The sequence below is a fragment of the Micromonospora sp. BL4 genome, from assembly GCF_003667505.1.
Taxonomy (GTDB): domain Bacteria; phylum Actinomycetota; class Actinomycetes; order Mycobacteriales; family Micromonosporaceae; genus Micromonospora.
Genome location: NZ_RCVJ01000061.1, coordinates 1 through 26,862 on the forward strand (window position 1 = coordinate 1; position 26,862 = coordinate 26,862).

Annotated in this window: 31 protein-coding genes; 17 read left to right on the forward strand and 14 right to left on the reverse strand. The window is 73.0% G+C overall.

Going from position 1 to position 26,862, the window contains the following annotated elements; all coding sequences use genetic code 11:
* Positions 1-1,345: aldehyde dehydrogenase (locus EAD89_RS04295; protein WP_233578181.1), on the forward strand; the 1,345-nt coding region annotated here is incomplete at its 5' end.
* A 90-nt stretch (positions 1,346-1,435) separates the two neighbouring features.
* Here the strand turns inward: EAD89_RS04295 and EAD89_RS04300 are convergent.
* Positions 1,436-1,837, reverse strand: a complete 402-nt coding sequence (locus tag EAD89_RS04300; protein ID WP_121652734.1) for a ChaB family protein — start codon at positions 1,835-1,837, stop codon at positions 1,436-1,438.
* Between the two features lie 178 nt (positions 1,838-2,015).
* Here EAD89_RS04300 and EAD89_RS04305 point away from each other — a divergent pair, with 178 nt between their 5' ends.
* From EAD89_RS04305 to EAD89_RS04320, 4 genes are all read left to right on the forward strand, one after another.
* A complete protein-coding gene (locus EAD89_RS04305; protein ID WP_121652733.1) occupies positions 2,016-3,008 on the forward strand; it encodes a YihY/virulence factor BrkB family protein in 993 nt (330 codons plus the stop codon).
* Between the two features lie 101 nt (positions 3,009-3,109).
* The gene (locus tag EAD89_RS04310) at positions 3,110-3,526 is read left to right on the forward strand and encodes a DUF2795 domain-containing protein (protein WP_121652732.1); all 417 of its coding nucleotides are present in this window, start codon (positions 3,110-3,112) and stop codon (positions 3,524-3,526) included.
* 49 nt (positions 3,527-3,575) lie between these two features.
* Positions 3,576-4,037 carry an SRPBCC family protein gene (locus EAD89_RS04315; RefSeq protein WP_121652731.1) on the forward strand — a complete coding sequence of 154 codons (462 nt, stop codon included), beginning with the start codon at positions 3,576-3,578 and terminating at the stop codon, positions 4,035-4,037.
* A 107-nt stretch (positions 4,038-4,144) separates the two neighbouring features.
* On the forward strand, positions 4,145-4,402 hold the full coding sequence (locus EAD89_RS04320) for a hypothetical protein (protein ID WP_121652730.1): 258 nt from the start codon (positions 4,145-4,147) through the stop codon (positions 4,400-4,402).
* Here EAD89_RS04320 and EAD89_RS04325 read toward each other — a convergent pair.
* Positions 4,357-5,667 (reverse strand): sugar MFS transporter, encoded by a 1,311-nt coding sequence (locus EAD89_RS04325; protein WP_121674819.1) that lies wholly within the window; start codon positions 5,665-5,667, stop codon positions 4,357-4,359. The genes EAD89_RS04320 and EAD89_RS04325 overlap by 46 nt on opposite strands.
* A 158-nt stretch (positions 5,668-5,825) precedes the next feature.
* On the opposite strand from EAD89_RS04325, the gene EAD89_RS04330 reads away from it, so the two are divergent.
* Positions 5,826-6,035 carry a hypothetical protein gene (locus EAD89_RS04330; RefSeq protein WP_121652728.1) on the forward strand — a complete coding sequence of 70 codons (210 nt, stop codon included), beginning with the start codon at positions 5,826-5,828 and terminating at the stop codon, positions 6,033-6,035.
* Here EAD89_RS04330 and EAD89_RS04335 read toward each other — a convergent pair.
* Positions 6,032-6,481, reverse strand: a complete 450-nt coding sequence (locus tag EAD89_RS04335) for a hypothetical protein (RefSeq protein ID WP_121674833.1) — start codon at positions 6,479-6,481, stop codon at positions 6,032-6,034. The two genes, EAD89_RS04330 and EAD89_RS04335, sit on opposite strands and share 4 nt — an antisense overlap.
* A gap of 194 nt (positions 6,482-6,675) precedes the next feature.
* Between EAD89_RS04335 and EAD89_RS04340 the strand changes: the two genes are divergently transcribed.
* Positions 6,676-7,032, forward strand: coding sequence for a DUF6401 family natural product biosynthesis protein (locus EAD89_RS04340; protein ID WP_121652741.1), 357 nt, complete (start codon positions 6,676-6,678; stop codon positions 7,030-7,032).
* Positions 7,033-7,098: 66 nt separating this feature from the next.
* Here the strand turns inward: EAD89_RS04340 and EAD89_RS04345 are convergent, their stop codons facing one another.
* Entirely contained in the window at positions 7,099-7,911 is an 813-nt protein-coding gene (locus tag EAD89_RS04345) for a hypothetical protein (protein ID WP_121652727.1), read from the reverse strand.
* 198 nt (positions 7,912-8,109) lie between these two features.
* Between EAD89_RS04345 and EAD89_RS04350 the strand changes: the two genes are divergently transcribed.
* The 3 genes from EAD89_RS04350 (at position 8,110) to EAD89_RS04360 (ending at position 12,382) form a co-directional block, all read left to right on the forward strand.
* Positions 8,110-10,245: a SpoIIE family protein phosphatase gene (locus EAD89_RS04350; protein WP_121674820.1), complete on the forward strand. Its 2,136-nt coding sequence runs from the start codon at positions 8,110-8,112 to the stop codon at positions 10,243-10,245.
* Positions 10,246-10,307: 62 nt separating this feature from the next.
* Positions 10,308-10,985: an HAD family hydrolase gene (locus EAD89_RS04355; RefSeq protein ID WP_121674821.1), complete on the forward strand. Its 678-nt coding sequence runs from the start codon at positions 10,308-10,310 to the stop codon at positions 10,983-10,985.
* 107 nt (positions 10,986-11,092) lie between these two features.
* Positions 11,093-12,382, forward strand: a complete 1,290-nt coding sequence (locus tag EAD89_RS04360) for a cation:proton antiporter (RefSeq protein WP_121674822.1) — start codon at positions 11,093-11,095, stop codon at positions 12,380-12,382.
* 53 nt (positions 12,383-12,435) lie between these two features.
* On the opposite strand, the gene EAD89_RS04365 is transcribed toward EAD89_RS04360, so the two are convergent.
* Positions 12,436-13,374, reverse strand: a complete 939-nt coding sequence (locus tag EAD89_RS04365; RefSeq protein WP_121674834.1) for an NAD(P)/FAD-dependent oxidoreductase — start codon at positions 13,372-13,374, stop codon at positions 12,436-12,438.
* 115 nt (positions 13,375-13,489) lie between these two features.
* On the opposite strand from EAD89_RS04365, the gene EAD89_RS04370 reads away from it, so the two are divergent.
* The gene (locus EAD89_RS04370) at positions 13,490-13,705 is read left to right on the forward strand and encodes a DUF3072 domain-containing protein (RefSeq protein ID WP_199723278.1); all 216 of its coding nucleotides are present in this window, start codon (positions 13,490-13,492) and stop codon (positions 13,703-13,705) included.
* A 9-nt stretch (positions 13,706-13,714) separates the two neighbouring features.
* Here the strand turns inward: EAD89_RS04370 and EAD89_RS04375 are convergent, their stop codons facing one another.
* Positions 13,715-14,215 (reverse strand): metallophosphoesterase, encoded by a 501-nt coding sequence (locus EAD89_RS04375; protein WP_121674823.1) that lies wholly within the window; start codon positions 14,213-14,215, stop codon positions 13,715-13,717.
* Positions 14,216-14,238: 23 nt separating this feature from the next.
* Positions 14,239-16,068, reverse strand: a complete 1,830-nt coding sequence (locus EAD89_RS04380; RefSeq protein WP_121652722.1) for a glycoside hydrolase family 15 protein — start codon at positions 16,066-16,068, stop codon at positions 14,239-14,241.
* Between the two features lie 121 nt (positions 16,069-16,189).
* Between EAD89_RS04380 and EAD89_RS04385 the strand changes: the two genes are divergently transcribed.
* Positions 16,190-16,777, forward strand: a complete 588-nt coding sequence (locus EAD89_RS04385) for a general stress protein (RefSeq protein WP_121652738.1) — start codon at positions 16,190-16,192, stop codon at positions 16,775-16,777.
* Positions 16,778-16,851: 74 nt separating this feature from the next.
* Here EAD89_RS04385 and EAD89_RS04390 read toward each other — a convergent pair whose 3' ends face one another.
* Both EAD89_RS04390 and EAD89_RS04395 read right to left on the reverse strand, forming a co-directional pair.
* On the reverse strand, positions 16,852-17,439 hold the full coding sequence (locus EAD89_RS04390; RefSeq protein WP_121674824.1) for a DUF1684 domain-containing protein: 588 nt from the start codon (positions 17,437-17,439) through the stop codon (positions 16,852-16,854).
* 28 nt (positions 17,440-17,467) lie between these two features.
* Entirely contained in the window at positions 17,468-18,049 is a 582-nt protein-coding gene (locus tag EAD89_RS04395; RefSeq protein ID WP_233578183.1) for a TetR/AcrR family transcriptional regulator, read from the reverse strand.
* Positions 18,050-18,125: 76 nt separating this feature from the next.
* Here EAD89_RS04395 and EAD89_RS04400 point away from each other — a divergent pair, with 76 nt between their 5' ends.
* A complete protein-coding gene (locus EAD89_RS04400; RefSeq protein ID WP_121674826.1) occupies positions 18,126-18,614 on the forward strand; it encodes an FBP domain-containing protein in 489 nt (162 codons plus the stop codon).
* Between the two features lie 22 nt (positions 18,615-18,636).
* On the opposite strand, the gene EAD89_RS04405 is transcribed toward EAD89_RS04400, so the two are convergent.
* The gene (locus EAD89_RS04405; RefSeq protein ID WP_121652737.1) at positions 18,637-19,170 is read right to left on the reverse strand and encodes a GNAT family N-acetyltransferase; all 534 of its coding nucleotides are present in this window, start codon (positions 19,168-19,170) and stop codon (positions 18,637-18,639) included.
* A gap of 160 nt (positions 19,171-19,330) precedes the next feature.
* On the opposite strand from EAD89_RS04405, the gene EAD89_RS04410 reads away from it, so the two are divergent.
* Positions 19,331-19,813, forward strand: coding sequence for a MarR family winged helix-turn-helix transcriptional regulator (locus tag EAD89_RS04410; RefSeq protein WP_121674835.1), 483 nt, complete (start codon positions 19,331-19,333; stop codon positions 19,811-19,813).
* 9 nt (positions 19,814-19,822) lie between these two features.
* Positions 19,823-20,809, forward strand: a complete 987-nt coding sequence (locus EAD89_RS04415) for a pirin family protein (RefSeq protein WP_121674827.1) — start codon at positions 19,823-19,825, stop codon at positions 20,807-20,809.
* Positions 20,810-20,870: 61 nt separating this feature from the next.
* Here the strand turns inward: EAD89_RS04415 and EAD89_RS31215 are convergent, their stop codons facing one another.
* Positions 20,871-20,999: a hypothetical protein gene (locus tag EAD89_RS31215; protein WP_255421212.1), complete on the reverse strand. Its 129-nt coding sequence runs from the start codon at positions 20,997-20,999 to the stop codon at positions 20,871-20,873.
* Positions 21,000-21,131: 132 nt separating this feature from the next.
* Here EAD89_RS31215 and EAD89_RS04420 point away from each other — a divergent pair, with 132 nt between their 5' ends.
* Positions 21,132-22,721 (forward strand): phospholipase D-like domain-containing protein, encoded by a 1,590-nt coding sequence (locus tag EAD89_RS04420; RefSeq protein WP_121674828.1) that lies wholly within the window; start codon positions 21,132-21,134, stop codon positions 22,719-22,721.
* Here EAD89_RS04420 and EAD89_RS04425 read toward each other — a convergent pair.
* Positions 22,670-23,428: a hypothetical protein gene (locus tag EAD89_RS04425; protein WP_121674829.1), complete on the reverse strand. Its 759-nt coding sequence runs from the start codon at positions 23,426-23,428 to the stop codon at positions 22,670-22,672. The two genes, EAD89_RS04420 and EAD89_RS04425, sit on opposite strands and share 52 nt — an antisense overlap.
* 381 nt (positions 23,429-23,809) lie before the next feature.
* Here EAD89_RS04425 and EAD89_RS04430 point away from each other — a divergent pair, with 381 nt between their 5' ends.
* Positions 23,810-24,631, forward strand: coding sequence for a SigB/SigF/SigG family RNA polymerase sigma factor (locus EAD89_RS04430; RefSeq protein ID WP_121652715.1), 822 nt, complete (start codon positions 23,810-23,812; stop codon positions 24,629-24,631).
* Positions 24,632-24,722: 91 nt separating this feature from the next.
* Here EAD89_RS04430 and EAD89_RS04435 read toward each other — a convergent pair whose 3' ends face one another.
* Positions 24,723-25,313: an N-acetyltransferase gene (locus tag EAD89_RS04435; RefSeq protein WP_121674830.1), complete on the reverse strand. Its 591-nt coding sequence runs from the start codon at positions 25,311-25,313 to the stop codon at positions 24,723-24,725.
* Entirely contained in the window at positions 25,310-26,833 is a 1,524-nt protein-coding gene (locus tag EAD89_RS04440; RefSeq protein WP_121674831.1) for an APC family permease, read from the reverse strand. Before EAD89_RS04440 ends, EAD89_RS04435 begins: the two co-directional genes overlap by 4 nt.
* Positions 26,834-26,862: the final 29 nt, after the last annotated feature.

A 26,862-nucleotide genomic window follows, 5' to 3' on the forward strand; every position in this document is an offset into this window, starting at 1 on the left:
GCAGGTCAGCGCGGTGCCGGTGGCCACGGCCGACGAGGTCGGCAAGGCGGCGGAGGCGGCGCGCGAAGTGGCCGCGGAGTGGGCGGCGACCGCGCCGGCCGCGCGGGCGGCGGCGGTGCACCGGGCCGCGGACGCGGTGGCCGCGGTGACCGAGGAGCTCGCCGCGGCCGTCACCGCGGAGATGGGCAAACCGCTGGCGGATGCCCGCGGCGGTGTCGAGGCGGGCATTGGCACCCTGCGACAGTACGCCGAGCTGGCCCCGCTGCGCGGCGGGCGGACGCTGCACGGCGAACCGGACGCGCTGGACTTCATGACCCCGCAGCCACGTGGCGTGGTCGCCGCCATCACGCCGTGGAACGACCCGGTGGCGGTCTCCTGCGGGTTGCTGGGCGCGGCCCTGGTCACCGGCAACGTGGTGCTCTACAAGCCCAGCGAACGGACCCCGGCGACGGGCTGGTTGCTGGCCCGGGCGCTGGACGAGGCCCTCCCGGCGGGAGTGCTGTCGCTGCTCACCGGAGGCCCGGAGGTCGGTGCCGCGCTGGCCGGCCAGGAGGTGGACGTGGTCGCGCACGTCGGCTCGACCGCGACCGGCCGCGCGATCGCCGCCGCCGCGGCCCGCACCGGCGCGAAGGTGCTGCTGGAGAACGGCGGCAGTGATCCGCTGGTCGTCGACGCGGGTGTCGACGCGAGCTGGGCGGCCGAGCAGGCCGCGCTCGGCGCCTTCGCCAACGCCGGGCAGATCTGCGTCGCGGTGGAGCGGATCTACGTGCACCGGGAGGTGGCCGAGGACTTCGTGGCGGCGCTCGTGCAGCGGGCCGGCGCGCTGCGGGCCGGCCCGGGCCGCGACCCGGGCACCGAACTGGGCCCACTGGTCGACCGGAGGCACCGCGACCACGTGCACGGGCAGGTGACGGCGGCGGTGGCGGCCGGCGCGCGGGTGCGTGCCGGCGGGGAGCTGCCGGACGGGCCGGGGGCGTTCTATCCGGCCACCGTGGTCGCCGACTGCCGGCACGACATGCCGCTGGTGCGGGAGGAGACGTTCGGGCCGGTCGCGCCGGTGGTGGTGGTCGACTCGTTCGACGAGGCCCTGCGCTGCGCGGCCGACTCCCCGTACGGGCTGGCCGCCACGGTGCTGACCGCGTCGATGAGCCACGCGCAGCGGGCCTGGCGGGAGCTACCGGTGGGCACCGTGAAAATCAACTCGGTGTTCGGTGGCGCGCCGGGCGGCGCCGCGCACCCGCGCCGGACCAGCGGACAGGGCTTCGGGTACGGCCCGGAGCTGCTGGACGAGTTCACCGCCACCAAGGCCGTGCACATCGAGGCGCCGGGCGGCGGGCACTGGTGACGCGGGCACGGGCGGGCGCGGGGTCACCGCGTCCGCCCGTACCGCGTCGTCGTGGCCTCCGGTGCGGGCCGCGCACCGGCGCCGCGACGGTCAGTCGCCGCGGGCCTTGCGGGTGGCCCGATCGTTGGCCTTCTCGATCGCCTTGACCAGCTCGGGCTTGGTCATGCTGGACCGGCCGGCCACGTCCAGCTCGCGGGCCACCGACATCAGGTGGTCCTTGCTGGCGTTGGCGTCCACCCCACCCGCGGTGGGAGCCCGCCGTTCCGGCCCGCCGCCGGCCGCCTGGCGATCGCTCGGGCCCTTGCGGCCCTTGGGCTCCCAGTGGTCGCCCACCTTCTCGAACTGGTGCTTCACCGCGGCGAACGCGGTGCGGTGCGACCGCTCCCCCTCGCCGTAGGTCTCCACCGCCGAGTCGTGCGTCTTCTCCCAGGTGCGCTGCGCCTTGTCCGGGGAGCGTCGCAGCGTGCTGGGCAGGTCCTCGCGCCCGGGCATCTCGTCCTCCTCCGTGTCGACAGGATCACTGTGACCATTCCCCGGCGACGCGGCGGCAAACCATACGCGGCGGTCACCCGGCGGCGGGCGGGTTTGTCGATTTCCCGGCGCGGGTACCGGCCGGGCCAGGCCCGACCGGATGACCGGTCATCCGACGGCCGGGGCACAGGGAGCGGGCATGACGACCACGGAGCCCGGTACGACGCTCGGCGGCACGCTCGGCAAGCGGGTGCCCCGGCGGATACGGCAGCTGAGCTGGCGGACCTGGCGTGGGGTGGTGGTCCGCAGCGTGCAGAACTTCGTCACGGACAACTGCTCGGACTGGGCCGCCGCGCTGACCTACTACGGGGTTCTGGCGCTCTTTCCGTCCGCCATCGTGGTGGTGGCCCTGGTCGGCCTGGTCTCCAACGGCGAGCAGACCGTGGACACGGTGGTCGACCTGGCCAGGCAACTGGGCGCCGGGGCGGTGGTGGCCGACAAGGGTTCCGAAACGGGTGTGGTCGGGGTGATCCGGTCCGTCGTGGTCGAGCAGGGCCACGCCAAGGTGCTGCTGAGTTTCGGTCTACTCGGTGCGCTCTGGTCCGCGTCCGGCTTCATCGGCGCGTTCACCCGCGCCTCCAACGCCATCTACGGCGTGACCGAGGGCCGGCCGGTCTGGAAGCTGCGGCCGTTGCAGATCGGTCTGGCCGCGATCACGCTGGTGCTGCTCGCGGTGGTCGCCCTCGGGCTGATCGTCAGCGGTCCGGTCACCGACGCCGTCGGCGACCTGATCAACGCCGGCGGCCTGGCCCGCACGGTGTGGAGCGTGGCCAAGTGGCCGGTGCTCGCCCTGATCATGATGGTGCTGCTGTCGCTGCTGTTCTGGATCGCCCCGAACGTGCGGCAGCCCCGGTTCCGCTGGCTCACCCCGGGCGGCGCGGTGGCCCTGTTCGCCTGGGCGGTGGCCTCCTTCGGTTTCAGCCTCTACGTCGCCAACTTCGGCTCGTACGGCGCCACCTACGGCAGCCTGGGGGCGGCCATCGCGTTCCTGGTCTGGCTCTACCTGTCCAACTCGGCCCTGATGCTGGGCGTGCAGATCAACGCGGAGGTGCAGCGCGGCCGGCGGTTGCAGGCGGGCGACCCGGACCCGGAGGAGCCGGTGCTGCCGCCGCGGAAGCCGGCCGGGTCGTGAGCGCCGGTACCGGCTCCGGTGTCCGTTCCGGGGCCGGGCCGGGGGCCGGTTCGTGACCGGGTGCCGGTTTACCGGCCGGGGTGCCGGGTAGCGCAGAAGGCATGGAGCGTGGCAACAGCAAGCACGGACCGAGAATCGATGAGCAGATGAGCCAGGAGGTCAGCGGCCTCGTGCAGGGGCCGGGGACCGGCGGCTCTCGGGTCGACGAGTCTCGCGTGCCGGAGCCGGCCGGCGAGGACCAGCCCGAGGCGACCACCGCCCCGGCGGGTGACCTGCGCACCGGCGCCCCGAAGGGGATGAGCTCGGAGGACGTCGAGCAGCGCAGCCGGCTGGGCCGGTTCATCACGATGAGCGCCCTGCCGGGCGACCGGGAAACGTTGGTCGCCAACGCGCGCGACAACGACGCGCCGGACGACATCGTGGCGGCGCTGGAGCGGTTGCCCGACGGCACCCGCTACCAGACGGTCTCCGAGGTGTGGGCCGCGCTCGGCAACAAGAACGAGACAACCCGCTGGTGACCGGATCGTCCCCCGATCCGGGCGACCGGCGGCCGAAGGAGGTTTGCTGATGAGTGGCGTTACCGAACATGTCGACGTGTCCGTTCCGATTCGCACCGCGTACGACCAGTGGACGCAGTTCGAGGAGTTCCCCGAGTTCATGGAGGGCGTGCAGGAGGTCCGGCAGCTCTCCGACACGATGACCCACTGGACGGTGGACATCGCCGGGGTGAAGCGCGAGTTCGACGCGGAGATCACCGAGCAGTTGCCCGACGAGCGGGTCGCCTGGCGTTCCACCGGCGGCACCCAGCAGGCCGGCGTGGTGACGTTCCACCGGCTGGACGAGGACAAGACCCGCGTCACCCTCCAGCTGGAGTTCGAGCCGCACGGGGTGGTCGAGCAGGCCGGTGACAAGCTCGGCATCGTCGACCGGCGGGCCAAGAATGACCTGGAGCGGTTCAAGACCTACATCGAGCGGCGCGGTCAGGAGACGGGCGCCTGGCGGGGCAAGGTGGACCGCCCACAGCCGTGATCCTCAGCAGCGATGTCCGATGGCCGCCGGAGTCCCCGGCGGCCATCGCGTGTCTCGGGCCGACCATCACCCGTTTGCGATCATCGCGCCCGGGTACCGCTGAAGGCATGACCGACGACAGGGTGTGGCGCGACGAGGAACGGATCCCGCTGGAGGAACTGGAAAAGGCCGTGGCGGGCTCCAGCATCGACGGGCAGGCCGACGACGTGACCGGCAACGACGCCGGCGAGGAGGCCGCCTTCGGGCACGGGCCCGCGGCAGCGGACCGCGGCGGTCAGGCCCGGGGCTCCGGCCGGGAGCCGACCGACCCGGACCGCGCCTACCGGCCGTCCACCACCGGCAGGACCGGACCGGACAACGGCTGACCCGCCTCGCCGGCCGCACCGGCGGGAGCGGGCGCGGTGGGCTGATCCGGCCCGGCGACGGTGGACACCGGCCGCTGCGGGCCGGGCCGGCGGGCGCCCACCTCGTACAGCACGACCAGGACCAGCGCGAGCACCACCAGGGCCGGCCCGAGCACCTGCACCGACATGGCGCCGATCAGCACGCCGAGGCCGGCCGGAACGAGCGCCGCGCCCACGCCGGCGGCGCCGATCTGGAGCCCGATGGCCCGGTCCGCGTGCGCCGGGCCGACCCGCTCGGCAGTGGTGAGGGTGAGCAGCGGGAACACCGGCGCGGCGGCGAAACCGACCACGACCAGACCGAGTACGGCCGGCACGGCCGACCCGGGTACGGCGATCAGCGCCGCTCCGACGGCCATGCCGGCCAGGCTGGCGCGCAGCACCAACCGGGCGCCCAGCCGCTCGGCCACCACGCCCTGCACCACCCGGCCGACGAAGAGGCTGCCCCAGTAGGCGGAGACGCAGCCGCCGGCCACCGCGGGGCTCAGCCCACGCCCGACGGTCAGCAGCAGGAACGCCCACAGCCCGGCGGACACCTCGATGGCCACGTACACCGCGAAGGCGAGCGCCCCCGACCAGACCACGGGCAGCCGCAGCGTGGCTCGGATCGGGACCCTTGCGGCCGGCGGGGCGACAGCGGCGCCGGGCTCGGTGGGTGCCGGGACGCGCCGCCAGGCCCGTACGGTGAGCGCGAACGCGGCGGCGAGGGCGAGCTGGGCGGCGGCCACGATGCCGTACCCCCACCGCCAGGCCAGCCCCGCGCTCAGCGTCGCCGTCATGATCAGCGGGCCGATCGCCACACCCAGCCCGAAGAAGGCGTGCATCCAGTTCATGTGACGTGGGCCGAAGGCCCCGGCGGCGTACGCGTTGAGCCCGGAGTCGATCGCGCCGGAGCCCAGCCCGAGCAGCAGCGCGCAGCCCACCACCACGGCCAGCGCGGGGCTCACCGCGTACCCGGTCAGCGCCAGGCTGGCCAGCAGGGTGCTGCCGGCGAGCAGCGCGCCCACGCCGACCCGGGCGAGGGTGAACCCGGCCAGCACGCTGGAGATGAGGTAGCCGACGGTGCCCGCGGTGAGCAGCAGGCCGACCGCCTCGGTCGGTACGCCGAAGTCGCCGCTGATCGAGGGCCAGCCGACCCCGAGCAGGCCGTCGGGCAGGCCGAGACTCACGAAGGCGAGGTAGGCCAGCAGGAGCAGCGAGGCGCGGGGCGGCGCGGGCGTGGTGGACACGGGACATCATCCTGCCGCAGCCGCACCCTACCGCCAGCTCCGGGCGGTCGCTCGCGGCGGCAAGAAGTGCTGTCCGGACGGTTGAGAAAATGGACAGCTCATCCAGAATCGGCCGATCGGAGGACGGCAGAGCGACGGGTTCGCGTAAGACTTTCGGAATGCATCAAGGCTCCGGAATCCTCTCCACGCGTCAGCGCCAGCTCGCCTGGCTCGGCTTTCTGCTCGCCGCGCTGCAGGCTCCCGTCTCCGCCTGGCTCGTCTCCGACGAGTCCTGGCTGTTCAGCCTCTGCGTCGCGCTGATGGTGGCCACCGTGATCATCGCCGACGACGCGGCCCGGCGGCGGCCGGCGGACGCGGCCGGCGACTAGCCGCCGCTGCCCGGCCGGGCCTCATGTCCCGGCCGGCCCCGGCTGCGGCGTCGCTCCTTCATCTCCGCCTCGTAGAGGTGGCGCCGCCCGCCCACCAGTTCCTCGCGGGCCTGCCGGTCCAGCTCCCGGAACAGCGCGTGGTAGCCGTCGTCGAAGTCCTCGACGATCTGGAACGTCCACCGGCCGGCGATGACGTTGCGGCCCAGCAGCTCGGTGTCGATCCGGTCGGCGAGTCGCGGATGCCCGGCGGCGCGGAACTGCTCGACCGCGTCGTCGAGCATCAGGTCGGCGTGCCCGATCAGCTGGTGCAGCGAGTACAGGTGCCCGCGGGCCCGCTCGACGCACTCCAGTGCCTCGCTGAGCTTGCCGAGCGCGGCGACCGTCGCGTCGCTCACCCCCTCCGGCCGGCGGTGCTGCTCGTCCGGCCCGTCCGCCTGCTGTCCCATCCGCTCCTCCGCGCCCATCCGTTCCTCCGTGCTCTGTGCCGCCGTGCTCTGTGCCGCCGTGTGCCGTGGTTCTCCTGCTGCCCCGTCTGTGCCGGATCAACCCTCGCGGTCAGCCCGGGTCGGCCGGTGGCGCAGCCGACACCCGCCGAGCGGCCGAGGTCGACCCGTTCACCGGTCGGTTAGCCTCGGTCACCATGCGTGTGCCGTTCAACCGGGTCGCCCCCCGTACCGCCGTCGACTCGGCGCGGTCCACCCTCGCCGCTCTCACCGTCTCCGTGGGCACCGCCGGGCTCGCCGCCGCGGCGGCGCGACCCGGGCTGCTGGCCCTGGTCGACCAGCACGCGGCCGCCGTACGGGACAGCCTCGACGGAGACCGGCGCCCGCTGACGGCCGCGGCGCTCGCCGGCTACGCCGAGGGGGTCCGCGCGGCGGCCGTCGAGCACGGGTGGTCGCCGCCGAACGGCCCGGTGGACTGGAGCGAGCCGGAGTGGCCGCTCACCCGGCTGGTCGCGGTGTGCGCGCTGGCTCGCGCGCTGACCAGCGACCGGTGACGCGCGGGGAGGGCGTCCGCGCCGCGCCCGGAACACCCTCCCCATCGGCTGACGCCATTCCACCCGTTACGGGCGGTACTGCGTCGCCTGCTCCTCGACCTGCGGCATGGCCTGGGTGCGCTCGCCCCCGCGGTCGGCCATCTGCCGCTCCACGTCGCCGCGTCCCGCCGTGGCCGCCCGCCGGTTCTCCTGAACCGCCCGAGCCTCCTCGGCCGCCCGGTTCAGCCAGCCCTCCCACCGGTTCTGCATGGGCCGCACCAGGCCACCACCGACACCGATGATCAGGATGCCGGCCACCGTGGCGAGCACGGCGATCAGCACCGGCGTCGTCACCGTGGTGGCGATACCCACCTGGTTGAGCGCGGCGATCACGCCGAGCGCGATGATGAAGATCGCCGTCAGGTCGGCCAGGACCTTGCCGTACGAGAGTCCGCCCAGCGCCCCGGTGACCAGATCCCGCACGGCGTTCGCGATCGCGGCCGCCACCACCACGATGACGATCGCCACGAACGCGCGCGGCAGCCAGGCCACCACGCCGCTGATCAGGTCACTGATCGCGTTGGGTCCCCAGACGCCGAACGCGAACTGCAGCGTGAACAGCAGTACCGCGTAGTACGCCAGTCTGGCCAGGATGTCGCTCGCGTCGTACTTCGTTCTCTCCAGTGCCCGTTTGATGCCGCCGCGTTCGACCGCCTCGTCGAAGCGCACCCGTTCCAGCACCGTGTCCACGATCTTCAGGACCGCTCTGGCGATGAGCCAGCCGACCACGAGGATCACGATGAAGGCCACGGCCTTCGGGATGAAGAGCAGCACCGACCTCCAGGTGTCGGCGATGGCATCACCGATGTCGGCCTGCCCGACCGCGAGGGTTTTCAGCATGATGTCCCTCCTGTCGCATGGACTGCGCCGGGCGCATACCCGGCCACCGGTGCGGCAGTCCGCGCGGCTCGCCACGTTTTTTCCGACAAGTCGCCGAACAGGGGCCCTGAACTGCCCGAACAGCCACCGCGACGCGCCTCCCGACGTCCCACGGCCATGATCGGATGCGGCCGCCCGCCGGCCGGCTAGGCTGCGAACATGCCAGGAACGGTCGGGCGAGTCCCCACGCCAGCAACTCCGGTCCCGGGCGAATCCATCGGGCCGGGCGCTGCCGCCGTGCTCGCCCACGACTGGGCCGGCACCGCGCTCGGCCCACCGGAGCAGTGGGACCCCGCGATCAGGACGGTGGTCGATCTGATCCTCGCCTGCCCGATGCCGATGGCGCTGGCGTACGGAGACGACCTCGTCCTGCTCTACAACGACGGCTACGCCGACCTGCTGGGCAGCAAGCACCCCGCGGCCCTGGGCCGCCCGTCCGCCGAGGTGTACGCCGAGATCTGGGCACTGCCCGGTGTCGGCGAGGTGATCGAGCGCGCCTACCGGCAGGGCGTGCCGTTCCTGGAGAAGGAGAGCGCCCTTCCGATGGTGCGCGGGCGCACCGGCGTCGCCGAGCAGGCCGTCTTCACGCGAAGCCACTCCCCCGTCCACGACAGCACCGGACAGATCGTCGGAATGCTGACGGTCGCCGCCGAAACCACCCACGTCACCGAGCAGCTGCAGAGTCTCAGCGAGGTCGCCGCCGCGCTCGCCGGCACCCTCACCCTCGACGACGTGGCCCGGGTGGCGCTGCGGTACGCGATCACCACGTTCGACGCCGACCGGGTCTCGTTCGCGGTCGACGAGGGCGGCGGCGGATGGCGGATGGTGCGCCGGGTGCGCGGTGAGTTGATGGACGAGGCCGACGAGCGCCTGCCACCGCTCTGGCGGCGCATTCCGGCGGACTTGGCGACCCCGGTGGTGGAGGCGGCCCGCTCCAGCGGGCCGTCGTTCATTCCGGACGGGCAGCCGCTCCTGGAGACCGCGGTGGACCGCCACGACCAGAAGATCCGCTCGCTGGCCGCGCTGCCGCTGGGCACCTCGGTGATTCGCGGCGGGCTGGCGGTCGGCTACCAGGTGCCGCACACCTGGTCGGCCGCCGAGCGGGCGCTGCTGGCCGCCTCGGCCGAGCTGATCGGTCAGGCCGCGGAGCGGGCCCGCCGGTTCGAGACCCAGCACGGCACCGCCCAGTTGCTGCAACGCAGCATGCTGCCCGAGAACCTGCCGGACCTGCCCCGACTGCGGATCGCGGCCCGCTACGACCCGGGCGTGGACGGCAACGCGGCCGGCGGGGACTTCTACGACGCGTTCCTGCTGCCCACCGGCAGGCTCGGCGTCGTGCTGGGCGACGTCGCCGGGCACGACGTACAGGCAGCCGCACGGATGGGGCAGGTCCGCGCGGCGCTGCGCGCGCTGGCCCTGGCCGACCCGGCCCCGGACGCGGTGCTGGCCGGGCTGGACCGGCTGGTGACCAGCCTGGGTGTGGAGGCCGGCACGCACGAACTGTTCGTCACCGTGGTGTTCGGCGTGGTCGACGCCGATCGGCGTGAGTTCACCCTGGCCAGCGCCGGGCACCCCGCGCCGTTGATCCGCCGCTGCGCACCGGACGGTCGCTCGCACGCGGAGTACCTGGAGGTGCCGGTCGGTCCCCCGTTGGGCCTCGGCGGCCGGCCGGCCACCACCACCGTCGCGTTCGACCCCGGCGACACCCTGCTGCTGTTCAGCGACGGCGTGGTGGAGCGCCGCAGGCAGAGCCTCACCGTCGGGCTGGACGGGCTCGGCGACGCGGTCGCCAAGGCGAGCAGCAGCGACCCGCGCGCGCTCTGCGCGGTGGCCACCGCCGCGGTGCCCGGCGGCACCGAGGACGACGTGGCCGTGCTGGCGGTCGAGCACGCGCTGATGCCGAGCCGTTCGGCGAGCATGGAGGTGCCGGCGGAGCCGACCGCCCCCAGCCGGGTCCGCCACTGGATGAGCGGCCAGCTCACCGAATGGCAGGTGCCCGAGGCGGTGATCGGCGCGGCGGTGCTGTGCACCAGCGAGCTGACCACCAACGCGTTGCTGCACGCCGGCACCGCCGCCCGGGTGGAGATCGACCTCAGCCCCGAGCGGCTGCTGGTCTCGGTCGCCGATTCCGGCACCCGGGGGACCGTGACCCGGGCGCGCACCGACACGTTGAGCAGTCGCGGGCGGGGTCTCGGCCTGATCGAGCAGCTCAGTGACGCCTGGGGCACCGACCCGACGGTCCGCGGTTCCACGGTCTGGTTCGAGATCCTCATTCCGTCGGCCGAGCGCCGCTGAACCCGGCCGTACACACCGGGCCGGGATGGGTCGGCCGGCCACCAACCGGGTAGGAGGACCCCATGCGCACCGACCGACCCGCCGGGGTCCTCTTCGACGTCGACGGCACCCTCGTCGACACCACCTACCTGCACACCGTGAGCTGGTGGGAGGCGCTGCGCCAGTCCGACCAGCCGGTGCCGATGGCGACCGTGCACCGGTCGATCGGGATGGGCTCGGACAAGCTCCTGGACCACCTGCTCGGCCCCGAGCGGGACCGCGACGCCGACGCGAAGCTGCGCGACGCGCACGACACCCTGTACGGCGAGTACTGGGAACGGCTCACGCCGCTGCCCGGGGCGGCGGCCCTGTTGCGCGCCTGCGCCGAACGGGGGCTGCGGGTGGTGCTCGCCACCTCCGCGTCCGAGCAGGAGGTCGGCGCACTGCGCCACGCGCTGGACGCCGACGACGTGATCGAGACGGTCACCTCGTCGGCGGACGCCCAGCAGAGCAAGCCGGCCCCGGACATCCTGGTCGCCGCGCTGGATCAGTCCGGGTTGGCCGCCGAGCGGGTGGTCTTCGTCGGCGACTCCGTCTGGGACGTGGCGGCGGCCGGCAAGCTGGACATCCCGTGCGTCGGGTTGACCTGCGGTGGCACCAGCCGGGGCGAGCTGGCCGGCGCCGGCGCGGTGGCGGTGTACGACGACCCGGCCGGGCTGCTGGCCACGCTGGACGATTCGCCGGTCACCCGCCCGCGCTGAGGAATCCTCCGTTTCGCCGGACCGCGCAGGCTTACCGGCACGGTTCGCGGGGCATGGTCAGTGACCACCTGCCCGCAACCCGTGGGCGCGGCCGGGAGGGTGGCACGGTGGAGCCGGTAGACGTGGCGTTCGCGCTGGTGGGCCTGGGCGCCCTGCTGGCAGGCATCCTGCCTCGGGTGCTGGAGCGGCGGCCGCTGTCCATGCCGATCGCCTTCCTCGCCCTGGGGATGGTGGTCTTCCTGCTGCCCGTCGGGCTGCCCACGCCGGACCCGCTGGCCCACCCGGAGCTGACGACCCACCTGACCGAGATCGGGGTGATCGTCGCCCTGATGGGCGCCGGGCTCAAGATCGACCGACCGTTGAGCTGGGCGAAGTGGTCGTCCACGTGGCGACTGCTGGTCATCGCGATGCCGCTGTGCATCGCGGCGGTGGCGCTGCTCGGCTGGTGGTGGGCCGGGCTCGTGCCGGCCGCCGCGCTGCTGCTGGGCGCCGCCCTGGCCCCGACCGATCCGGTGCTCGCCGCCGACGTGCAGGTCGGCGAGCCGACCGACGTGGAGGACTCCGAGGACGAGGTCCGCTTCGCGTTGACCTCCGAGGCGGGCCTCAACGACGGGCTGGCGTTCCCGTTCGTCTACGCGGCCATCGCCATCGCCTCGACCAGCCTCGCGCCGCGGGACTGGCTGGCCGACTGGTTCACCGTCGACGTGCTCTGGAAGGTCGGTGTCGGGGTCGGGGGCGGCCTGCTCATCGGCTGGCTGCTCGGCAAGCTGTTCTTCCGGGCGCCCAGCCATCTGCGGCTGGCCCGGCACGCCGAGGGTTTCCTGGCGCTGGCCGCCACCTTCCTGGCGTACGGGCTGGTGGAGGTGGTCGGCGGGTACGGATTCCTGGCGGTGTTCGTGGCCGCCCGCGCGATCCGGGCCGCCGAGCGGACCCACGAGTTCCACTCGGTGCTGCACGATTTCGCCGAGCAGATCGAACGGCTGCTCACCCTGGTGCTGTTGCTGCTGCTCGGCGGCGCGATCATCGGCGGTCTGCTCGCTCCGCTGACCTGGCCGGCGGCGGCCGTCGGGGTGGCGCTGGTGTTCCTGGTCCGGCCGCTGGTCGGCTGGTTGTCACTGCGGGGCGCTCCGGGCCGGCCGGCCGAGCACTGGGTGATCTCGCTGTTCGGCATCCGTGGGGTGGGCTCGTTCTACTACCTGGCGTACGCCACCACGAAGGCGGACTTCCCGCAGGCCGAGCTGCTCTGGGCCACCGTCGCGCTGGTGGTGCTCGTCTCGGTGGTGGTGCACGGCATCGCGGCGACCCCCGTCATGCAGTTGCTGGACCGTAAGGGCGAACGGACCGGCGAACCGGCGGACCCGGGCGTGCCCGCCCAGCGGGTCGCCGGGCACGCCTGAGCCACGGTCCGCCGGTCGATCCGGGACGTCGGCCGGCCGAGGGCGTGCCGACGTCAGGCGAGGCGGGCGGCCAGGGCGCGGCCGAGGTCCCGACCGGAGCGCCATGCGCTCTGCACCCGGGGCTTGCCGAACGCGTCGCCGGCCAGGCCGATCCCGTCGGCGTCCAGGTGGTGCGTGCCGCCCCCGGCGTCGGAGGTGGGCTTCGCGTACGTCCAGCGGTGCACGTGCACGTCGACAGCCCCCTCGGGCAACCCCAGCAGGTCCCGGACCGCCTGCTCGATGGTCGGGCCGGCTCCGCTGGGCTGGGCGAGGTGGCCGGCGGCGAACTCCGGCACGGTGTGCGCGACCAGCACCGGCGCGCCGTCGCCCCGCCGGTCGCCGTCGTCGCAGACCAGGCTGAGCACCGGGTGGTCGTTGACGAACGCGCCCCGGAAGTCCGGCCAGCGCCGGGTCGGGAAGCGCAGCACCGCGGCCAGCGACGGCGACCAGCGCTGCGCCTGCACGACCCGGGTGGCGTCGGCCAGGGCCGGGTCGAGCAGCAGGGCGGCCTGCGGGCCCGGCATGGCCAGGGCGACCGCCGCGCAGGGCTCACCGTCCACGGTCGGCCCGGGTTCCACGCTGAGCACCAACCGGTCGACGGTCACCGGGACCGCGCCGGCCAACTGTTCGACCAGTGAACGCAGCCCGCGCGGCGCGGCGAAGCGCATCGGCCCGGGCACGTCGCGGCGCCCGTCCCGGTCGTACGCCTGGAAGGTGTCGGTCCATTCGCGGACCAGGCCGGCGGCGCGCCACTGCTCGACCAGCGCGGCGAAGTCGGGATCGCTGGCGGTGAAGTAGGCGGCGCCGATGTCGGCGGGGCGGCCGTCGAAGCGTTTGCTGGCCATCCGGCCACCACGCACGTGCCCCCGCTCCCGGACCCGCACCGGCACCCCGGCCGCGGCCAGCTCCACCGCACAGGCCACCCCGGCGATGCCCGCCCCGACCACCACCACACCCGACCGGTCCACGCTCACCCGGTGATCGTAGGTGCCGCCGGGCACGCCGAGCAGGCATGAACCCGCGAAGATCCGGGTACTGGCACACCTGTTCGAAGAAAGGGTGATGACGATGACGGACCGCACCAACGAGCAGGCCGACCCGCGCGGCGCGATCAAGGACCCGGACGAGTGGGTCACCGGCGACGAGCCGCCCACCGCGGCCCAGGAGTCCTACCTGGCCACTCTCGCCCGGGAGGCGGACGCGGAGCTACCGGACGACCTGACCAAGGCCGAGGCGTCCAAGCGGATCGACGAACTCCAGGCCGAGACCGGCCGAGGCCAGTGACGCCCGGGGTCAGCGGCGGGGCAGCCGATGCAGCTCGACCCGGGTCAGGTGGCCGGCGCTCACCTCGGCCGTGAGGTAGGTGGCGTGGGGCTGGGAGCGGCGGTCGGTGGGTGAGCCGGGGTTGAGCAGGCGCAGGCCGCCGGGGGCTTCGGTGTCCCAGGGGATGTGCGAGTGCCCGAAGACCAGCAGGTCGACGTCGGGGAAGCGGGCCGCGCACCGCCGCTCGCGACCCGTCCGGGGGCCGGTCTCGTGCACCACGGCGACCCGCAGGCCGTCGAGGTCGACCCGCGCCACCTCCGGCAGCCGGGCGCGCAGCGCCGGGCCGTCGTTGTTGCCGTACACCCCGATCAGCCGTCGCGAGCGCGCGGTCATCGCGTCGAGCAGGGACACGTCCACCCAGTCGCCGGCGTGCAGCACCACGTCCGCCGCCTCGATCGCCGTCCAGAGGGGCCCGGGCAGGTCCCGGGCCCGCTTCGGTAGGTGGGTGTCCGCCGTGAGCACCAGCCGCATCCCGGCATTGTCCCCCAGGCCGCTCAGGACCGCGTCGGGGTGAAGTTCGGCGGCGGCATGCCGCGATGCCGCAGCGCCGGATCCCGCTCGACGTCGGTGAGCTGACCGGCGGCGTTGATCAGGCCGATGTGCGAGAACGCCTGCGGGAAGTTGCCCAACTGCTCGCCGGTCAGCGGGTCGATCTGCTCGGCGAACAGGCCGAGGTCGTTGACCCGACCGGCCAGCCTGAGGAACAACTCGTGCGCCCGGTCCCGCTCACCGCCCAGGGCCAGGCAGCCCACCAGCCAGAACGAGCAGATGACGAAGCCCGCCGGGTCACCGTCCCAGCGCCGCAGCAGGCCGTCGTGGGACAGCTGCTGCTCCACCGCGCGGACCGTCGAGCGCATCCGCGGGTCGTCGGCCCGCAGGAAACCCACCAGCGGCATCAGCAGCACCGAGGCGTCCAGGTCGTCGGAATCCAAACTCCCGGTGTACGCCCCGAGCCGGTCGCTCCAGCCCCGATCCAGCACCGTGGCGCGCACCTCGTCGCGGGCGGCCGCCCAGCGTTCCACGTCCCGGGGTCCACCGAGCGTGTCGCCGAAGCGGACCGCCCGGTCCAGTGCGACCCAGCACTGCACCTTCGAGGACACGTGATGGTGCTCGACCCCGCGCTCCTCCCACATGCCCGCGTCGGGTCGCCGCCAGTCCACGACGGCCTGGTCGGCGAGCACCCGCAGCACGTGGCGCACCTCCGGATCCATCGGGTCCATCTTGTCGCGCATCAGCCAGGCGGCGTCCAGCGCCTCGCCGAAGATGTCGGTCTGCCGCTGCCGCCACGCGTCGTTGCCGATGAGCACCGGCGGGCTCTCGCGGTACCCGGCGAGCTGGTCCAGGCGGTGCTCGGTGAGGTCCCGCTCCCCCTGCACCCCGTACATGATCGGCACCGGCTCGTCGCCGATCCGGCCCATCGCCCGACTCACCCAGGCGAACTGCCGCTGCACCTCGTCGAAACACGCCGATCGCCACAGGGCCCGCAGGGTGAGGCTGAAGTCGCGCACCCACACGTAGCGGTAGTCGTAGTTGCGGGTCCCGCCGAGCCTCTCCGGCAGTGAGGTGGTCGCCGCGGCCACCACCGCCCCGCTCGGCCGGTACGTCATGCCCTGCACGACCAGCGCGCTACGCCGCACCTGCTCCGGGTAGCACCCCTGGTAGGGGTGCGCCTCGGTCCAGGATCGCCACCCGGCCACCGTGTCGGCGATCGTGCGGTCGGCGTCGGGCACCTCCGGCGGCGGCGCGTCGTAGGTCGGCGCGTACCCGAGGGTGAAGTTGTGGACCGATCCAGCGCGGGCGGTGAAGGTCGCGGTGGCCTCGCCCTCGCCACAGCACAGCCGCACGCTTCCCCGCAGCGTGAGCCGCGCGGCCCCGGCGATGGCCTCCAGCATGCCGTCGCGCTCGACGAGGAACGCGGTGGTCCGGCCGTACTCGAAGCGGGGCCGGTAGTGCACCCGCATGGGGACCTCGCCGGAGAGGCTCCGCACGCTGCGGACCAGCACCTGCGGCGAGCGCAGCCCGATGTCGTGGCCGCGCGCCCCCGGCTCGAAGGCGAGCGCGTCGGTCAGTTCCACCTCGCCCCGCGCGGTCCGGAAGACGGTTCGCAGCACCAGGGTGTCGTCGAGGTAGCAGCGATCGACGCTGAACTCACCCTCCGGTCGGATCGACCAGTGGCCGGCGCCCTCGTCGAGGAGCCGCCCGAACACCGACGGCGCGTCGAACCGGCCCGGGCACCACCAGTTCACCGAGCCGGAGCGGTCCACCAGCGCCGCGCTGCGGCCGTCGGCGAGGAAGCCGTGCTCGCTGATCTGTCCGCTCTGCACCCGGTTACCTACCCGGGGCGTCCGGGCGCATGCCCGCCGGTCGGCACGGCATCCACCGTCGTTGCCGGCGTTACCGGACGGCGCGGGCGGGAACCCGGACGGTTGACGAGGGAGGATGCTCATGACGTCAGCTTCGGGTCCGGCCGCCGCCTGGCGGCCCGGCGCACAGGGTGGCGATCTGCTGCCGGCCGGTCCGGCCGGCCGCCCGTCGGCGCCGTCCGGGAACGGCCACGGGCCGGAGACCGGCCCGCCCACCGTGACGATCGGCTCGTATCCGGACTATCCGTCCGCGCAGCGCGTGGTCGACTATCTCGCCGACAACCGCTTCCCGGTGGAGCACAGCGCGATCGTCGGCACCAACCTCACTTTGGTGGAGACGGTGCTCGGGCGGATGACCACCGGACGCGCCGCGCTGCTCGGCGCCGGCACCGGCGCCTGGTTCGGGCTCTTCATCGGCCTGCTGTTCGGCATCTTCACGGTCGGCAACTGGCTGGCGGTGATCGTGGTCGGGCTGGTCATCGGGGCGATCTGGGGCGCCGTGTTCGGCGCGGTCGCGCACGCGATGACCGGCGGGCAGCGCGACTTCACGTCGGCCAGCTCGCTACGCGCCGGCCAGTACGCGGTGATCGTCGACGCGCAGCTCGCCGACCAGGCCCGGCAGTTGCTGGGTCGGATGCAGATGTCCGGCTCGGCCACGACCGCGGGCTGAGCAAGGGTTCTCGACAGGCCGTCCCGCTGAGCAGGGTTTGACCGGCCGTCCCGGCGACACGCCGGGGCAGCCGCTCAGTCGTGGTACGCCAGCTCGCCGGCCCGCAGCGGCACGTCGACCCGGTTCTCCGGCGGCGCAAGCGGGCACGCCCAGCGGTCGTCGTACGCGCAGCTCGGGTTGTAGAGATAGTTGGCGTCCAGCCGTACCCGGTCGCCGGGCAGCAGCTCGACGCCCCGGCCGAAGGTGCCCTTCACGGTGTCGGTGAGGTACCGGCCGCCGCCGTAGGTCTCCTGCCCGCAGGTGCCGTCGCGCAGTGGCACGAACAGCCCGCCCCCGTACGCCTCGATCCACCACAGGGTCAGTGGCCCCCACGATGTCTCGGCCACCGCGACCCGCCGGTACGCGACCACCCCGTCCGGGCCGCCGGTGTCGATCCGCAGCTCACCGCTGGCCGGGGTGAGGGGCGCTTCGACCACGGCGGCCGGGTTGAGCGGGAAGTAGCGCACTCCGGTGAAGCCGGGCCGCTCCGCCGGCGGGATGGGGCTCTGCGGGTGGGTGGCGAAGAGCTGGTCGCGGCCGGCGCGGAACCCGGTCAGGTCGACGTCGGACAGGTACAGCCGGGCTACCCGCTCCCGCCAGTCGGCCAGCTCCAGATCATCCACGCCGTCGAGCCTAGGCGGTCGCCGTGCGTCACCGAGCGGTTCCCGCCCCGGCGCCAGGGGCGGGCGGCCAGTTGCTGAGGACCGCGTCGAGGGCGTCCAGGGCTCGGGACCAGGAGGCGTCCGTCGTACGGGGGGTGTGACGGAAGCCGCCGGTCCTCTCCAGGCTCACGAAGCCGTGGAACGTGCTGTGCATCATCCGGACCGCGTCGGTCTGGTCGGGCTCGGACAGCCGGTAGCCGCGCAGGATCGCCCGCGTCATCTCCGCGTGCCGGACGCCGGCGCTCGCGGCCGCCGTCTCCGGGTCGAGGTCGATCTGCATCGCGGCGTACCGGCCCGGGTGCCGCGTCGCGTAGCCCCGGTACGCGTCGGCGAAGGCCACCAGCGCGTCCTTGCCCGCGCGGCCGGCGAGCGCGGCGGCGACCCGGTCGGCGAGCTCGGAGAGCGCCAGCAGCGCCACCCGGACCCGCAGGTCCTGTGCGTTCTTGATGTGGAAGTACAGGCTCGCGTCCTTGACGCCGAAACGCCGGGCGAGCGCGGCGACGGTCACGTTCTCCATGCCGATCTCGTCGGCCAGCTCGGCCGCCGCCAGGGTCAGGCGTTCAGCGGTCACCCCCGCTCGTGCCATCCCGCACACCCCAAAAACTAGTCGCATTAATTACTTGCCTAGGCGAGCTAGGCTACTACCTATGCTAGCGATAACCGAGCGCGCCATCCGCGCGTCCTTCGTCAACTGCACGCAGGGCGAGGCGAAGCGGCTGGCCGTACCGAACGACCTTGAGACACGACCGTGGGGCGACCTCGACTTCCTCGGGTGGCGGGACCCGGCGGCGACCCAGCGGGCCTACCTGGTCGCCGAGTCCGACACCGGGCTGGTCGGCGTGGCGCTGCGGGTCGCGCCGCAGCAGACCGGGCGGGTGCGGCGCAGCATGTGCTCGCTCTGCCTGACCACGCACACCGGGGACGGCGTCGCACTGATGACCGCCCGCAAGGCCGGACGGGACGGGCGCCAGGGCAACTCCGTAGGCGCCTACATCTGCTCCGACCTGGCCTGCTCGCTCTACCTGCGAGGCAGGAAGGACGCCGGACGTCGCATCGACGAGACCATCACCCTGGCCGAGAAGGTCGAGCGCACCACGAACACCCTCACGGCGTTCCTCCGCAAGGTCATCGAGTGACGCCGGGTCCGACCGCCTCCGGTCAGCGGTCGGTCGCGAGGCGGGCGTGCAGGTGTTCGTCGTGTCGGCGGCCGTCGCCGTACCGGTACGACTCGCGCAGCGTCCCCTCGGCCAGGTAGCCGGCCCGGTCGGCGACCCGGCAGGACGCCTGGTTGGCCACCGCGTGGCACAGCTCCACCCGGTGCAGCCCGAGGTCGGCGAACGCCCACTCGGTGAGCCGGACGACGGCCCGCACCGCCACCCCGCGCCCGCGCGCCGCCGGCACCGTCCAGTAGCCGATGGACGCGTCGCCGTGATGGATGTGGTACAGCGACACCGAGCCCAGCAACTCCCCGCCGGCCGCGGCGGTCACGGCCAGCGAGGCGTGGTCGCCGCCGGACCAGTCGGCCCGGTGGCGCACCCACAGCAGGGCGGCCTCGTCGTCGATCGGGCCGCCGCGGTGCGGGTTCCACTGGGCGATGGCCGGGTCGCGCAGGGCCTCCCGCACCGCGGGGGCGTCCGCGTCCCGCCAGGGGCGAAGCAAGAGGTCGGCGGCGGTGAGTTCCACGTGTTCCACGATGGCGGAGTCTGGCACAGCGCGTCCCGCTCTCACCGCCGGAACGGACCGGCCACTTCCTTCAAAGCTGCACGAACCTGAGCCATCGACCGCTCGGACGTGACCCAGACAACGCTCAAGACGACTAGTTAAATTTTTAACGAGTGCTATCGTGGTGGACGTGACAGAGAGCCTGGACAGCACCCGAGAGGCGGCCTGGCGCGCCTACATCGAGGCCAGCCAGCGCCTCTACACCCAGCTGGAAGAGGACCTTCGGGCCGACAGCGACCTCAGCTTCGCCGACTACCACGTGCTGGTCCTGCTCTCCGAGACACCGGGGCAGCGGCTGCGGATGGGCGAGCTGGCCGGCCGGCTCGTCTTCTCCCCCAGCCGGTTGACGTACCAGATCTCCTCGATGCAACGCCGCGGCCTGGTCAGCAAGGAGTCCTGCCCGGACGACCGACGGGGCAGCGAGGCGGTCCTCACCGCCGCCGGGCTGCTCGCTCTGCGGGAAGCCGCGCCGCACCATCTGGCGTCGGTGCGTACCCACCTGATGGACGACCTCGACGACGCCGAGGTCGCCTGCCTCACCCGGGTCTTCGGCCGGCTCGGTGACCGCCTGCGGGCGGCCCGGGCCACGTCGACCACCCCCGCCACGAACTAGGAGCCCTCGATGCCCGCGATCACCGTTGAGAACGTCCTCGTCCTGCCGCGCCTGCCCCGGCTCGACGAGTCCACCAGGATCCGCCCGGTTCGCACGGTGACCACCGCGCCGAGCGGCTTCGAGGGCGAGGGCTTCCCGGTCCGCCGGGCCTTCGCCGGGGTGCCGACGACCGACCTGGACCCGTTCATCCACCTCGACCAGATGGGTGAGGTGGACTACGCGCCGGGCGAGCCCAAGGGCACGCCCTGGCACCCGCACCGCGGCTTCGAGACCGTCACGTACATCATCGACGGCGTCTTCGACCACCAGGACTCGCACGGCGGCGGCGGCACCATCACCGACGGCGACACCCAGTGGATGACGGCCGGCAGCGGTCTGCTGCACATCGAAGCCCCGCCGGAGCACCTGGTGATGAGCGGCGGGCTCTTCCACGGCACCCAGCTCTGGGTCAACCTGCCCCGCTCGGCGAAGATGAACCCGCCCCGCTACCAGGACATCCGGGGTCGGGAGTCGGCGCTGCTGACGACGCCCGACGGTGGTGCGCTGATTCGGGTCATCGCCGGTGAGGTGGCCGGGCACCGTGGCCCGGGTTCCACCTTCACCCCGATCACCATCACGCACGTCACCGTGCAGCCGGGCGCGCAGGTCGACCTGCCCTGGCAGCCGGAGTTCAACGCCCTGGTGTACGTGCTCGGCGGGCGCGGCACCGTCGGCGCCGACCGGCGGCCGGTACGCACCGGCCAGCTCGCGGTGCACGGCCCGGGTGACGCGCTGCGTTTCAGCGCGGACACCACGCAGGACAGCAACACCCCCGCGCTGGACCTCTACATCATGGGCGGCCAGCCGATCCGGGAGCCGGTGGCACAGTACGGCCCATTCGTGATGAACACCCGGGACGAGCTGATCCAGGCGTTCGAGGACTACCAGGCCGGTCGGCTCGGCGTGATTCCCAGCGAGCGGCTGCCGCACACCGGTGGCCAGGGCTCCCGGCCCTGACCACGGTCAACCGCTGAGATCGGCGCCGGCGCCCCCGTACACCCGGGGCGCCGGCGCCACCTCAGGAGACGGCGAAAATCCCGGCCACCCCGAGAATCACCATCACCAACACCGCTACCAACGCCCCCCGTTCGCTCTCCACCGCCGGCTCGCGGTACTCGGTCACGGGGTTCGTCGTCTCGCGGGGCATGGTGTGGCCTCCTCGGTTGTTGTCGCGTCGTTCCGGTCGGTCTGCCAGGTCGTCGGTCTGCCGGCCCTGGCGTGCGGACCCGCGTCGGGGGTCCTACCGTGAGGACGTTGTCGACCTCCGGGGGGCTGGACGTTGCCGTTGCAGGACTGGTTCCTCACCGCGCAGGAACGGGCCAACCCGGTCTCTGGGTTACCCGTCTGGACCAGCGGAAACCTGGCCGAGCCGTTGATTCACGGTGCGGCGTACTTCGACCGGCTGGTCGACGAGGTGGAGGCGCTGACCGCCGGCGACCACCTCTTCTTCACCGACTGGCGGGGTGATCCGGACGAGCGGCTGCGCCCCGACGGCCCGACCGTGGCCCAGCTCTTCGCCCAGGCCGCTCAGCGCAAAGTGGTGGTCAAGGGGCTGATCTGGCGCTCCCACCTCGACGCGCTGGCCTACAGCGAGGCGGAGAACCGCGACCTCAGCGAGGTCATCTCCGCGGCCGGCGGGGAGGTGCTGCTCGATCAGCGGGTCCGGCGTGGCGGCTCGCACCACCAGAAGCTGGTGGTGCTTCGGCATCCGAGCGCCCCGGAACGGGACATCGCGTTCGCCGGCGGGATCGACCTGTGCCACAGCCGGCGGGACGACGCCGCACACCACGGCGACCCGCAGCCGGTGCGGATGTCTCCCCGGTACGGGCCCAACCCGCCCTGGCACGACGTGCAGCTGGCGGTCCGCGGACCGGTGGTCGGCGCACTGGACACCGTGTTCCGCGAGCGCTGGACCGACCCGATGCCGCTGGACTCGGAGAACCCGATGGCCTACCTGCGGGACCGGCTACGCGGCGCGGACCTCCGCCCCGACCCGCTGCCGGAGCAGCCGGCCGACCCGCCGTCCTGCGGACCGCACCAGATCCAGGTGCTGCGCACCTACCCCGCCGTCCGACCGCGCTACTCCTTCGCGCCGAACGGCGAGCGGTCGGTGGCCCGGGGCTACACCAAGGCGGTACGCCGAGCCCGGCGGCTCATCTACCTGGAGGACCAGTACCTCTGGTCGAGCGAGGTGGCGGACCTGTTCGCACACGCCCTGCGCGACAACCCGGAGCTGCACCTGATCGCCGTGGTGCCCCGGCACCCGGACGTGGACGGCAGGCTCGCGCTTCCGCCGAACATGGTCGGCCGTGAGCAGGCGTTGTCGCTGTGCGAGCGGGCCGCACCGGACCGGGTGCACGTGTTCGACGTGGAGAACCACGCGGGCAACCCGGTCTACGTGCACGCGAAGGTCTGCGTGGTCGACGACGTCTGGGCCAGCGTGGGCAGCGACAACTTCAACCGCCGCTCGTGGACCCACGACAGCGAGTTGTCCTGTGCGGTGCTCGACGACACGCGCGACCAGCGGGAACCCACCGATCCGGCCGGGCAGGGCGACGGGGCGCGGGTGTTCGCCCGGGAGTTGCGGCTGCGGCTGTGGCGGGAACACCTGGACCGCGACCCGGCCGGCGCGGACGACGCCGACCTGCTCGACCCCACGGACGCCGTCGCGGCTGTCACGGCCGCCGCCGACGCGCTGCAACAGTGGTACGACGGCGGCCAGGTGGGCGCCCGGCCGCCCGGCCGGCTGCGCCCGCACCGCCCCGAGCGGCTGCCCTGGTACACCCGCGCCTGGGCGTTGCCGGTCTACCGGCTGGTCTACGACCCGGACGGCAGACCGCTGCGGACCAGGTTGGCCGGCACCTGGTGAGCCGGTCGGGCCGGCGCCGACGGCAGGGCGCTGCTGCCCGGGTACACGCTCAGCCCGCCGGGGTAGGCGAACGAGGAGCGCGGCGAGTAGTAGCCGAAGTGAATGGTCAGCGGGTTGGCCGGCCGTAGCGCGTACATCGGGTGGCCGGGCTCCAGGAACTCGACCGACTCGATCTCGAACGGGGCGACCGGCTCCGCCACGAACGGGTAGACGGCGCTGAGCAGCTGACCGTCGCGGCGGGTGAAGTAGCGGTGGTGCCCGCTGCTGATCACGTGGCCCGTCTCGCCGACCCGGCAACGCGCCCGGATCAGCGGAGCCCCGTCGGCCTCGGTCATCGAGACCAGGTCGTCGCCGCGCACCTCGATGCTGGTGCGGCCGGTGACCACCGGGGCGCCGCGGGCGGCGGCGTACTCCCGGACCGTGTGACTCGACGCCACGTAGTGGGTCCACCAGCCGCCCGGGCTGAGACCGCCGGGGGCGTCCACGCCGGTCAGCGAGACGCCGAGGTAGGTCAGCGAGTAGGCGCCGAAGCCCGAGGTCTGCGTCTCGTCGTCGACGATGTACTGGTTGAGGAACACCTGCCGGTCCGAGCGGGGACGCAGGCCGGCCGGGACCAGAGCGGCCACCGCGTCGGGATCCGCCGGCAACCAGCTGAAGTAGAGCGTGCGGCTGTTCACGACGAGCTGGGGAGCGGCTGGATCGAGCACGGTGCCTCCGAACCGGGTGTGTACAAGGCGACGCTACGGGCAGTCCCACCGGCGGGACAACGACGGATAGTCGACACCTCGGGCCGGATGTCGGGTTTTGTGTTGACCGCCCGGCCGACAGTGGTGGGCCGACCGGTCAGGCCGGGGTGGGTTGGTCGGGTGGCCGGGCAGGAGCACGGGAATCAGTAAGAGACCTCACAACCGTCCGGACCGCCGCCCGATTTGCACCTCGTGCGGCCTTAAACGGCTTAAGTACATCAGCCTTTCGGCTAGATTTCGAGGAGACGATCAGGTTAAGGTGAGTCCCGAACGGCCCATACGAAGCTAAACCAAAGCGTCACGTCTTTTTGTCCAGCGGACGAGGTGCAGGGAGGACCACCAATGACCGCGCCAACGATCAGCGAGCAGCCGAGCACCGCTGCGAAGAGCACGAAGCTCGACCCGCGCGCACTCACCGACAGCGCCACCGATCTGCTCAACGCCATGGCGGCGCTGCCGACCACCCACCCGTCGCGCGCCGCGCTGCGGGACCGGGCGATCGAGGCCTGGCTGCCGCTGGCCAACCACCTCGCCCACCGCTACAGCGGGCGGGGCGAGCCCACCGACGATCTGGCGCAGACCGCCGCGGTCGGCCTCATCAAGGCCATCGACAAGTTCGACCCGTCCCGCGGCGTCGACTTCGCCGGGTACGCCATCCCCACGATCATCGGTGAGCTGAAGCGGCACTTCCGCGACCGCACGTGGGACATCCGGGTGCCCCGCCGGCTCCAGGAGCTGCGGCTGTCCATCTCCGACGCCAACAGCTCGCTCCTGCAGACCCTCGGCCGGTCGCCGACGGTCGCCGACATCGCCGCTCACCTCAAGCTCACCGAGGAAGAGGTGCTGGAGGGCCTGGAAGGCGCCCGCGCGTACAACGCGGTGTCGCTGTCCACCCCGACCGGCGACGGCGAGCGCGCCACCGAGCTGGGCGACATGCTCGGCGGCGAGGACGCGGAGTTCGAGCTGGCTGAGCTGCGGGTCGCCCTCGGCCCGGCGCTGGCCACGCTCGACGAGCGGGAGCAGAAGATCCTCACCCTGCGGTTCTACGGCAACCTGACGCAGTCGCAGATCGCCGACCAGATCGGCGTCTCGCAGATGCACGTCTCCCGACTGCTCGCCCGCGCGCTCACCAAGCTGCGCGGCCAGCTCGACGGCACCTACTAGGCGGTTCACGGTTGAGGGCCGGGTCGGCGGACCCGGCCCTCAACCGTGCGTACTGTCACGTCAACGTGACAGTGCGTACGGTCGGCAGCCGTCAGCGGCCCACGGGCTCGCGCCACATCGGCCAGAACGGCGTGCCGTCGGGCACCCGGAACGGTTCGCCAACCTGGTAGCCGTGCCGCGCGTACAGGTCCCGACTGTTCGGGCTGCTCGCCTCCAGGTAGCCGGGCATGCCGTTGGCGTCCAGCCAGGCGTGGTGGTGCTCCAGCAGCGCGGTGCCCAGCCCTTGCCCCTGCCTTTCCGGCTGAACCGCCAGGAAGGCCAGATGGTGGTGGTCCGGGTGTGGATGGTTCGCCGCGAACAACTCGTCGAGATGCTGGAAGCGGTCGGTCCACTCACCGCACGCGGCGGCGAGCCGGGCGTCGTAGTCGGGTGGCGGCGGGGCCGGCTCGCCGACCGAGGGGAACCAGACGGCGACCGCGGCCCGGTCCCCGCTGGCGTACACCAGGCCGTGCCGCATCGCGTGCCCGACCAGGATCTCGAAGTTTCCGGCCAGCACAGCCTCCCGCTTGCTGGCGTCGGGCACCAGCCAGCGGGTCACGTCCAGCTCGGTGAACGCCTCGGCGATCCGGCCGGCGACCAGCGCGGTGTCGTCGGGCCCGAGTCGGTCGATGTCCACGCTCATCGGGGCACCTCCGTACCGGCCGGCGCCGGCGGCTGCTCCACCGGCTGCACGGCGCCCGCGGCGGCCTCCGCGCCGAGGCCGATCCGGGCGTACGTGTCCGGACGGCTGCGACGCAGCACCAGCGCCCAGCCGACGCCCAACGCGGCCGCCACCGGGTACACCGCGGGCAGCGCCCAGCGCAGGGTGGAGTCCGGCGCGACGCCGAGCAGGTTGGCGAAGTTCGACACCGCCAGCCAGATGATCACAAAGAGCGCGAGGGTGGCGAGGCTGGGCGCGATGATCCGCCGCCAGAGGGTCTCGCCGCCAGGGGCACGGAGGAAGTAGGCGATCACGGCCACCGAGGTGGTGGCGATCAACAGCAGCACGCCGAACCCGCCGCTGGTGCCGACCCAGAAGAACAGCTTGACCACCGGGTCCCAGCCGTTGACCGCGTACAGCAGGATGACCAGCAGGCCGAGGACGCTCTGCGCCAGCGAGGCGGCCCGCGGCGCGCCGCTGCGCGGCGAGGTCTGCCCGAACACGGCCGGCAGCACCCGCTCCCGGCCCAGCGCGAACGTGTAGCGGGCCGTGGTGTTGTGGAAGGAGATCATCGCGGCCAGCACCGAGGTCAGGAAGAGCACCTGGCCGATGGTGACGGCGGTGTCACCGAGGTGCTCGGCGGCCAGGTTGAAGATCAGCCCGACGCTCTGCTCGCCGGCCGCGGCGACGATCTGGTCCGACCCGACGGCGACCGTCATGGTCCAGGAGGAGAGCGCATACAGCCCGGCGATGATCGCCACCGAGAGGTACGTCGCCAGCGGCACCGTGCGCTTGGGGTCCTTGCTCTCCTCGCTGAACACCACCGCGGACTCGAAGCCGACGAACCCGAGGACCGCCAGCACCAGCACCGCGCCCACCCCGGACACGAAGAGGTTGTCCGGCGAGAACCCGGCGAAGTTGACCTCGCCGCCGGCCGGGTTGCCGATCTGTCCCAGGTCGAAGATCAGGACCACCACGATCTCGGCGACCAGCAGCGCCGCCAGCACCATGCCGTTGATGTCCACGCGAAGCAGACCGAGCAGGCCCACCAGGGCCCACGCCACCAGGGCGACGACCGACCAGTGCGGGTGCCCACCGAAGATCCGGTCGAGGACCGGCTCGGCGGCGACGCCGATGGTGCCGTAGAGCCCGACCTGAAGCGCGTTGTACGCGATCAGCGCCACCCAGGCGGCGCCCACGCCGGCGGGTCGGCCCAGGCCGCGGGAGATGTAGGCGTAGAAGGCGCCGGCGTTCTCCACCCGGCGGGACATCGCCACGTAGCCAACGGAGAACAGGGCGAGCACCGCGGCGACGACCAGGAAGGCCAGCGGGATGCCGGTCACCCCGATGACGCCGTAGCCGGTGGTGACGACACCGGCCACCACGGTCAGCGGCGCGGCGGCGGAGAGCACGAAGAAGATCACCGAGGGGACGCCGAGGCGGCCTCGGGCAAGGGCTTCGGAGACGTTGCTGGGTCGGTCGACTGTCGATGTCGGGGGCATACGACTACTCCGATTTGTCGAGGGGAGGG